Consider the following 6430-nt stretch of genomic DNA (forward strand, 5'->3'; position numbering starts at 1 on the left):
TGGGCAAATCACTTCCTTCCGGTCTGCGCCACTTGCTCAATGCACAAGTAGAATATCTTCAATACGGTGTTAGTGTATAGACACTTTGGTGTTGGTTGGAGGTGTTGTTTTGGATTAGCCCAAGGGGAGAACCCAACATGATGACATCAGTCTGGAGGGATAGAGGGGCTTCTTGTCTAGTCCTTGGCCGTGGCCCAAGTGCCCAAGTGTTTTGGGTTTTCTGACGCGCTGCGTTTATGATATAATACTTGGAGCGTATAGCGAAGGAAATTCCTGTATGCTCAGCATTTGGGACGCCGAATTCCAGTCCGTGCATATCGCTCTATAGTTGTAAACCGGCGGAGATCATCTGTCCATACGATGTTGGGCGGGAGGGCAACAATCCGCTTTTTGCGCCCCACCGGGGGATTAGGTGAAATGGTTTCCGCATAATAACAAGTTGAACTAAGCGCTTTGCGCAGGTAGTCATCCCGACGTTTCGTGCGCAAAGGGTTTCCATATTCTCCTCGCCAGTTTTTGCTTCTGCGAACGATCTCCATTTTCATCTTCGTGTAAATGAGCTATGCTTTCTGTGCGGGTAACAGCCCGTAAACAAGCACAGGAGGGATGGCGATGGGTGAGTTACGCCAACGGATGTTGGAAGAGATGCAGTTGCGCGGCATGTCGGTGCGGACGCAGGAGACGTACCTGCATGCGGTGACGCAGCTGGTGCGGCGCGTGGGTAAGGCGCCGGATCAGATTACGGTGGAGGAGTTACGGTCGTATTTTCTGTACCTGACGAACGAGAAGAAGGCCGCGCGCGCCAGCGTGACGATTGCGCTGTGCGGGATCAAGTTCTTGTATGAGCAAGTGCTGCACCAGGCGTGGCAGCGGTTTGGGTTAGTGCGGCCGCAGAAAGAGCACAAGCTGCCAGTGGTGTTGAGTGTGGAGGAGGTGCGGCGGGCACTGGCGGTGGTGGAGCGGGCGCCTTATCGAGTCTACTTAAGCACGCTGTACGCCTGTGGGTTGCGGTTGCAGGAGGGACTGCACCTGCAAGTTAGGGATATTGACAGCGGTCGTATGCAAGTTCACGTGCGGGGCGGCAAAGGGAGCAAGGATCGGTATGTGCCGCTGCCGGAACGCACGTTGGCGATGCTGCGCCAGCACTGGTTGACGCACCGCGATCCAGTTTGGCTGTTTCCGGCGCGTGGCGGGTACATTCTTGGCGAGAGCGCGGCGCGGCAACCGTTGTGTGATAGTACGGTGCAGCGGGCGTGGCAGACTGCGATGAAGGCAAGTGGACTGCACAAGCATGCCACGGTGCATACGCTGCGCCATTCATGGGCGACGCATCTGCTGGAGGAAGGTGTGAGCCTGCGCCTGATCCAGATCTGGCTGGGCCACAGTTCGCTTAAGACCACGGCCATCTACACCCATCTGACGACGAAAACTGAAATCGCGGCCACGACTGTCATCAACCACTTAATGGCCGATTTGCCATGAGCGAACTGGCCGACATCTTTCGTCAGTTCGGCCCCGCCTACCGAGACAAATACAGCCAGCACATGTTGCCCAGCCACTTGGCGGTGATGCGGGCGATTGAGGCGTGCCGGACGGAGGCGTTGGGCGGGCAGGTGTACCATTGTGCTACGTGCGATGAGACATGGTACTGCTATCACTCGTGCAAGAATCGTCATTGCCCCAAGTGCCAGCAACAGGCGGGCCAGGTTTGGTTGGAACAACAACAGAGCCTGCTCCTACCTGTGCCCTACTTCCTGGTGACCTTCACGTTGCCGGCATCGCTGCGGGACCTGGCGCGGCGCAAGCAGGAGTTGGTGTACAACCTGTTCTTTCGAGCCTCGGCCGCAGCTTTGCAGGAACTGGCCGCCGATCCGCGCTTTGTGGGCGGGCAGATTGGTTGCATGGGGGTGCTGCAAACCTGGACACGCGATTTGCGCTATCATCCTCACATCCACTACTTGGTGCCAGGCGGTGGATTGGCTGCGGATGGGCAACGCTGGCTGGCATCAGATCGGAAGTTCCTGGTACGGGTAGAACCGCTGGGTCGTCTGTTTCGGGGCAAGATGCGAGCCGGGCTACGCAAGGCTGGTCTGCTTGACCAGGTTCCGCCGGCGGCTTGGCGCCAAGACTGGGTGGTGGACTGCCGTTCGGTGGGGCGAGGGCAGACGGCGCTCAAGTATCTGGCGCCGTACATCTTTCGTGTTGCGCTGAGCAATAAGCGCATTGTCAAAGTGGAGGATGGCAAGGTCACGTTCACTTATCGGGAAGGTGACACAGGGCGCCGGCGCATCAGTACCGTGACGGCTGAGGAGTTCATTCGACGTTTTCTGCAGCACGTTCTGCCCAAGGGTTTCGTGAAAGTGCGCTACTACGGTCTCCTGGCGCCAGGGAATCGCCATCGGTTGCGGCAGGTGCAGGCGTTGTTGGAGGCGCAGGCTCAGCCAGGGTTGTCGTCAGCGACTTCAGAACAGAGTGCGGAGCAGATCGCCCAAGACCACACCGTGCTTTGTCCACGCTGCGGTCAACCCATGCAGGTTGTGCAGAGCATCCGTCCAACCGCCCAGCGACCGGCCATGCCCGTGCCAGCAAGCGCCAGGCCCGCGCAGAGCTCCTCACCCTAACCGTACAACAGCGCCTGGTTGCGCAAACGCAGCGTTGACGAATATGGCGACCTGTCTGTGCGAGCGCCTGCGCTGGTGCATCTTGTTCGACGCGCCCATCAGGCGCACCTATGCGCTCGCCGAGGCCGACACCTAGACTGCTGGTGCTCGCAACCGGCCCTGCCGGATTGTCAAAGTTGCCAAGAAAGGGGCTTGATATTTCTCTCGCTGTGGTGTAGAATCGTGTCAGGCGTGTTTGCCGCTTCGTTGTGCATCGGGTAGGCACGCAAGTCGGCTCTCAAATTCCATATCCCACGTTTTCCGGACGGCTCAGTTCAACTCAGGTTATGCGGCGGCTCAACCGTTACGGAAAGCGCGATGCTGTCTTATTGGCCACCGCATAACCCATATTCCGTTTTTAGCCCGCCCCGTAAAAATTAGGTGTTTCGCTTGAGTTGAAAACTGGAACTCACCGCACTACTGACTCGAAGCATTAGATTACTTTTAAAAAGGCTAGATATGAATACAAAAACATTGATGACGGTAAGTAGTTTTATTCTTGGGTTGGCAGGCATATTTGCATTATTCGTCCCATATGAATTATTAGGGGCGTTGAACTTGCAGTTGACAAATCCTTTGCCTGTCATAATACAAATTCTAGGGGCGCTCTATTTATCTTTCGCACTTACCAATTGGATCGCAAAAGACAGTATCATCGGTGGGGTTTATGCTAGACCGACTTCCATGGGGAATTTTGCCCACTTCACTATAGGAACGCTTGCTCTCGCAAAGTTTCTATTCACTGACGGAGTTAATATACCCCTCTTCATCGGGCTGATTGTGTATGCTGTCTTCGCAATTATTTTTGGATGGCTTGCTTTTGTGTATAGCGGCATAGCAAGAAAGCACGAAGTTCAAGAGTAGTTTCTTGTTCGTCATTTTGTTTGTTTGCATTAGGGTTGTTGGTGTAGCTTTGCTTTTACATTGAACCTCGAAAAAAGTGCGGGCTAACAAAGCGTGCACCCGACGTGTGGGATTCTGCGGCATTTTCGAGCATTTTTCTGGCTTCGAGTTTTTCCTGCTCCCAAGCAGAGTCCACGCCCGCCCACACGCAGGTAACGCAAACCGTTAGGCCGCTAATCATGCACATGACTCGTCGCGACTTCATTGCAACAGCTGGGGCGTCCGCGGTGGCTGCTGCGGTCATTCCCGGTTGTGCTTCACTGAAAGGAACAACAGACATGTACGGTTTGATCGGAAAGATGAAAGTTGTGCCAGGGCAACGCGACGCGTTGATCTCCATCCTCATTGAGGGTGTCAGCGGCATGCCGGGGTGCCTTAGCTACATAGTCGCGCAGGACCCGGCTGATCCTGATGCCATCTGGGTGACTGAGGTGTGGGACAGTCAAGAACGTCATCAGGCTTCTTTGTCACTGCCTTCAGTTGAACAAGCCATCTTACGCGGCAAACCGCTCATTACAGGCTTCGGCGAACGATTCGAGACAAAGCCTATTGGTGGCCACGGGCTTGGTGCTCGGGGCGCGGCCTAACAACAGCATGCAGCGGACGGCGCTTTGCGCCGCCGCTGATGCTGGACGTTAGGCACCAGTTATTTTAGCAATTGAAAAAGGAGATTTGAAAATGGCAGAGGTAGTATTGTTCCATCACGCACAAGGGCTAACCCCTGGTGTTGTAGCGTTTGCTGATGAGCTGCGACATGTCGGGCACATCGTCCACACCCCCGATCTCTTCGAGGGCCGCACATTTGACTCCATTGAAAAAGGCATGAGTTTTGTCAAAGAAATCGGGTTTGGCGAGGTAATGGCGCGTGGGGAGCGAGCTGTGGAAGCGCTGCCTGCGGAGTTGGTCTTTGCTGGTTTCTCTCTTGGTGTGGTCCCAGCCCAGAAGCTAGCTCAAACCCGGCCTGGAGCACGTGGGGCACTTCTGTTCTATTCCTGTATCCCGGTTTCGGAGTTTGGACAGGCTTGGCCGAAGGGGGTGCCTGTTCAGATACATGGCATGGATGCTGATCCTTACTTCGTTGGTGAGGGAGACATTGACGCAGCTCGGGCACTCGTTGAGGAAGCCGAGGATGGAGAGCTCTTTCTCTACCCAGGTGATCAACATTATTTTGCGGACAGCTCGCTTCCATCCTATGACGCCGAGGCAACCGCGCTTCTACTGAGAAGAGTTTTGAAATTTCTCTCTGCATTATAGTATAGCGAAAGTATGAAAAAGTCTCACATTCTTCACGCTGGCCTGAGTGAGAAGCAAAGCGCCTAACACAGCATGCACTGGACGCTGGGGATTCTGCGGCATTTTCAAGCATTTTCCTCGCTTCGAGTTTTTTCTGCTCCCAAACAGAATCTCAGCCCGCCCACACGCAGGTAACGCAAACCGTTAGGCGCTTGGCAATTGTTACCAAAGCTACTGAGACCCTAGAACACGTGTACTATGATCTCTGCTAGGGTATCTGGCGACACACCAACTTCAACAAATGGCAGGAGATTCTCATGAACCAAGCTAAGAGCACCACCGCGGTCGGCGAGACGGTCAAAGGATTTACGGACGAAGAGAAAGCCGCGATGAAGGAGCGCGCTAAAGAGCTGAAGGCGGAAGAGCGCGCGAACAAGGACAGGGCGGCAGGAGAAAGCGACTTGCTCGCGAAGATCGTCGAGATGCCGGAACCAGAGCGCACCATGGCCAAGCGGCTCCATGAGATCATCACAGCCAGCGCGCCTACCCTCTCGCCGAAGACCTGGTATGGGATGCCCGCGTATGTCAAGGACGGCAAGGTCGTCTGCTTCTTCCAAAGCGCGCAGAAGTTCAACACGAGGTACGCGACACTCGGCTTCAGCGACACGGCTAACCTCGACGAAGGCGCCCTGTGGCCAACCGCCTACGCGCTGAAGGAGTTGACTGCCACTGAAGAGAAAAGGATCAGCGCGCTCGTGAAGAAAGCGGTGAGCTGAGGACGGATCGCAAGTGTAAGAGACCCCGACGGTAACATCATCGGGCTTATTCAGTAGCCCGGTTCGCCGTTGTGGGCGGCCGGTCTCGTTTTGTGGGGTTGGGGCCAGGGCGGGGCTTAACATTTGCTTCCGCCTGACGCCCTGGGCGGCTCGATCAGCAACCATTTTTCGTTTTGAGCGGCGTGCGAGTCACAACCCGAATTCGTAGTGACGGGCGGCAGGTGAACCGCAGACCGTTGGTCAGCAAGCGGAAAGCCTGTGGTCATACCAGCAACCGCGCCGCAAGTGATTGTCTACGCCGGAGCCTGATGACAAGAGGTGGAAAGGTGAGAGAACCTGAGAAGTCAATCGAGCGAGTGTTGGATGCCTACAAAGCCGCCGTCTTCGCGAAGGACGTTGAGGCATTCGTTGCCCACTATGACCAAGACGTGTGCGTCTTTGATATGTGGGGCACATGGTCGTACAGCGGCGTCGAGGCATGGCGCGCAATGGTGACGGACTGGTTTGGCTCGCTGGGTGACGAGCGGGTGGCGGTCGCCCTCGATGATATGCAAACAACTGTGGCGGACGATCTCGCGGTCGCTCATGCGTTTGTCACTTACAAGGGTCTGTCCGCCGAAGGCAAAGAGCTACGAACCATGTGCAATCGGCTCACATGGGTGCTCAAGCAGAAAGACGATGCGTGGAAGATTGTCCACGAACACTCTTCCGCACCGGTTGATTTCGAGACATTGAAAATTAGCCTTCGTCGCTAACAAAACATAGATGAAAATGCCACGTCGCATGAGCACCCAAGCCGCCCACAACGAAGAAGGCCTGGATCTTGGCTTCACTTACCGTATCAGAAAGAGCGGCGAG

General features: G+C 55.4%; 7 protein-coding genes. All 7 read left to right on the forward strand.

Features of this window, described 5'->3' with window-relative positions; translation table 11 throughout:
* Positions 1 to 612: 612 nt before the first annotated feature.
* Positions 613 to 1482: a site-specific integrase gene (locus IPM84_15245; protein ID MBK9094095.1), complete on the forward strand. Its 870-nt coding sequence runs from the start codon at positions 613 to 615 to the stop codon at positions 1480 to 1482.
* Complete coding sequence (locus tag IPM84_15250; protein MBK9094096.1) at positions 1479 to 2621, forward strand: IS91 family transposase; 1143 nt, start codon at positions 1479 to 1481, stop codon at positions 2619 to 2621. Before IPM84_15245 ends, IPM84_15250 begins: the two co-directional genes overlap by 4 nt.
* Before the next feature lie 516 nt (positions 2622 to 3137).
* Entirely contained in the window at positions 3138 to 3524 is a 387-nt protein-coding gene (locus tag IPM84_15255; protein MBK9094097.1) for a hypothetical protein, read from the forward strand.
* Between the two features lie 218 nt (positions 3525 to 3742).
* Positions 3743 to 4150, forward strand: coding sequence for an antibiotic biosynthesis monooxygenase (locus tag IPM84_15260; protein MBK9094098.1), 408 nt, complete (start codon positions 3743 to 3745; stop codon positions 4148 to 4150).
* A gap of 91 nt (positions 4151 to 4241) precedes the next feature.
* Positions 4242 to 4817: a dienelactone hydrolase family protein gene (locus IPM84_15265; protein ID MBK9094099.1), complete on the forward strand. Its 576-nt coding sequence runs from the start codon at positions 4242 to 4244 to the stop codon at positions 4815 to 4817.
* 368 nt (positions 4818 to 5185) lie between these two features.
* Positions 5186 to 5572 (forward strand): DUF1801 domain-containing protein, encoded by a 387-nt coding sequence (locus IPM84_15270; GenBank protein ID MBK9094100.1) that lies wholly within the window; start codon positions 5186 to 5188, stop codon positions 5570 to 5572.
* Between the two features lie 308 nt (positions 5573 to 5880).
* Positions 5881 to 6327 carry an SgcJ/EcaC family oxidoreductase gene (locus IPM84_15275; GenBank protein MBK9094101.1) on the forward strand — a complete coding sequence of 149 codons (447 nt, stop codon included), beginning with the start codon at positions 5881 to 5883 and terminating at the stop codon, positions 6325 to 6327.
* Positions 6328 to 6430: the final 103 nt, after the last annotated feature.

The organism is Candidatus Amarolinea dominans (assembly GCA_016719785.1).
GTDB lineage: Bacteria > Chloroflexota > Anaerolineae > SSC4 > Amarolineaceae > Amarolinea > Amarolinea dominans.